We start from the raw sequence: 2,411 nt of genomic DNA on the forward strand, positions 1-2,411 counted from the left end.
GAAGGCTTCTTCTTCGGCGGCGAGGCCGTCGCGTCGGAGTTCGTTCCAGGAGGTCACGGACCAGACGTCGGCTGCGATGTTCCAGTCCTCGTTGAGGATTTGCTGGGCTTCGAGGGCCCAGGGGACGGAGACGCCGGAGGCGAGGATCTGGGCGCGGGGTTTGGTGCCGGGCTCGGGGGCTTCGGCGAGTTTGTAGATGCCTTTGATGATGCCGTTGGTGTCGAGGTTGTCGGGTTCGGCGGGTTGGGTGATGGGTTCGTTGTAGACGGTGAGGTAGTACATCAGGTTCCGGTCTTGGGAGTCCGGTCCGTACATGTTGTTGAGGCCGTCGTGGAAGATGTGGGCGATTTCGTAGCCGTAGGCGGGGTCGTAGGTGCGTACGGCGGGGTTGGTGGAGGCGAGCAGGGGGGAGTGGCCGTCGGCGTGTTGGAGTCCTTCGCCGGTGAGGGTGGTCCGTCCTGCGGTGGCGCCGATGATGAAGCCGCGGGTCATTTGGTCCGCGGCGGCCCAGAAGGAGTCTCCGGTGCGTTGGAAGCCGAACATGGAGTAGAAGACGTAGATCGGTACGAGGGGTTCGCCGTGGGTGGCGTAGGAGGTCCCGGCGGCGGTGAACGCGGCCACGGCGCCGGCTTCGTTGATGCCGGGGTGGATGAGYTGGCCGGCGGGTGATTCCTTGTAGGCCAGGACGAGGTCGCGGTCCACGGAGAGGTAGTTCTGGCCTTTGGGGTTGTAGATCTTCGCGGTGGGGAAGAACGCGTCCATGCCGAAGGTGCGYGATTCRTCCGGGACGACGGGCACGAAGCGGTGGCCGAAGTTCTTGTCCCGCATGAGGTCTTTCAGGAGSCKGACGAAGGCCATGGTGGTCGCGGCTTTTTGTTTGCCGGAGCCGCGTTTGGCCACGTCGTAGGACTTGTCCTCGGGCAGGGTGACCGGGGTGTGGGTGGTGCGGCGTTCGGGCAGGGACCCGCCCAGGGCGGTACGGCGKTCGAGCATGTACCGGATTTCCGGGGCGTCGGTGCCGGGGTGGTAGTACGGGGGCCGGTACAGGTCCGCCTCGAGGGCCTCGTCGGGGATGGGGATGCGCAGGTGGTCGCGGAAGGACTTCAGGTCCTCCATGGTGAGTTTTTTCATCTGGTGGGTCGCGTTGCGGCCCTCGAAGTGGGGTCCGAGTCCGTAGCCCTTGACGGTTTTGGCCAGGATCACGGTGGGTTTGCCCTTGAACTCGGTCGCGGCCTTGTACGCGGCGTAGACCTTGCGGTAGTCGTGCCCGCCGCGTTTGAGGCCCCAGATCTGGTCATCGGWCAGGTCCGCGACGAGGTCCTTGGTGGCCGGGGACTTGCCGAAGAAGTGTTCACGGACGAACCCGCCGGACTCGGCCTTGTAGGTCTGGTAGTCCCCGTCGACGGTTTCGTTCATGATGTTCACCAGGGCGCCGTCGGTGTCGCGGGCGAGCAGGTCGTCCCATTCCCGGCCCCAGACGACCTTGATCACGTTCCAGCCCGCGCCGCGGAAGAACGCTTCGAGTTCCTGCATGATCTTCCCGTTCCCGCGCACGGGACCGTCCAGGCGCTGGAGGTTGCAGTTGATCACGAAGTTCAGGTTGTCCAGGTTCTCGTTCGCTGCCAGCTGCAGCAGGCCCCTCGACTCGGGCTCGTCCATTTCCCCGTCACCCAGGAACGCCCAGACCTGCTGTTCGGAGGTGTCCTTGATGCCCCGGCCGGTCAGGTACCGGTTGGACTGGGCCTGGTAGATCGCGTTCATCGGGCCGATGCCCATCGACACGGTCGGGAATTCCCAGAACGAGGGCATCAGGCGCGGGTGCGGGTAGGAGGAGAGGGCGTGGCCTTCCTTGGACTTTTCCTGCCGGAACCCGTCCAGGTCCTCCTCGGTCAGGCGGCCTTCCATGAACGCCCTGGCGTACATGCCCGGGGACGCGTGGCCCTGGAAAAAGACCTGGTCACCGCCGCTGGGGTGGTCCTTGCCGCGGAAGAAATGATTGAACCCGACCTCGTACAACGTCGCGGCCCCGGCATAGGTCGAGATATGCCCGCCGACCCCGATATCGGCCCGCTGCGCCCGGTGGACCATGACCGCGGCGTTCCAGCGCATGTACGCCCGGTACCGGCGCTCGAACTCCTCATTGCCCGGGAATTCGGGCTCCTGGTCCGCCGGGATCGTGTTCACATAATCGGTCGTGGTCACCATCGGCACCCCCACCGACTGCGACCCCGCCCGCTGAAGCAGGCTACGCATGATGAACTGCGCCCGCTCCGTACCCTGCTCCCTGATCAACGCATCCAAAGACTCAACCCACTCGGCCGTCTCCTGGGGATCACGATCAGGCAACTGGGAAGTCAACCCGCTAAGGATGTGTGAGGTCTCTTCTCCTGCAGCCACGTCCAACCTCTCTT

Annotated in this window: 1 protein-coding gene; it reads right to left on the reverse strand. The window is 64.9% G+C overall.

What is annotated here, in order from left to right:
* Positions 1–2,397, reverse strand: a 2,397-nt coding sequence (gene aceE, locus E1809_RS26310) for a pyruvate dehydrogenase (acetyl-transferring), homodimeric type (protein WP_133207153.1), incomplete at its 3' end; no start/stop codon positions are given.
* Positions 2,398–2,411: the final 14 nt, after the last annotated feature.

The sequence above is a fragment of the Arthrobacter terricola genome (assembly GCF_004354015.1).
GTDB classification, from domain to species: domain Bacteria; phylum Actinomycetota; class Actinomycetes; order Actinomycetales; family Micrococcaceae; genus Arthrobacter; species Arthrobacter terricola.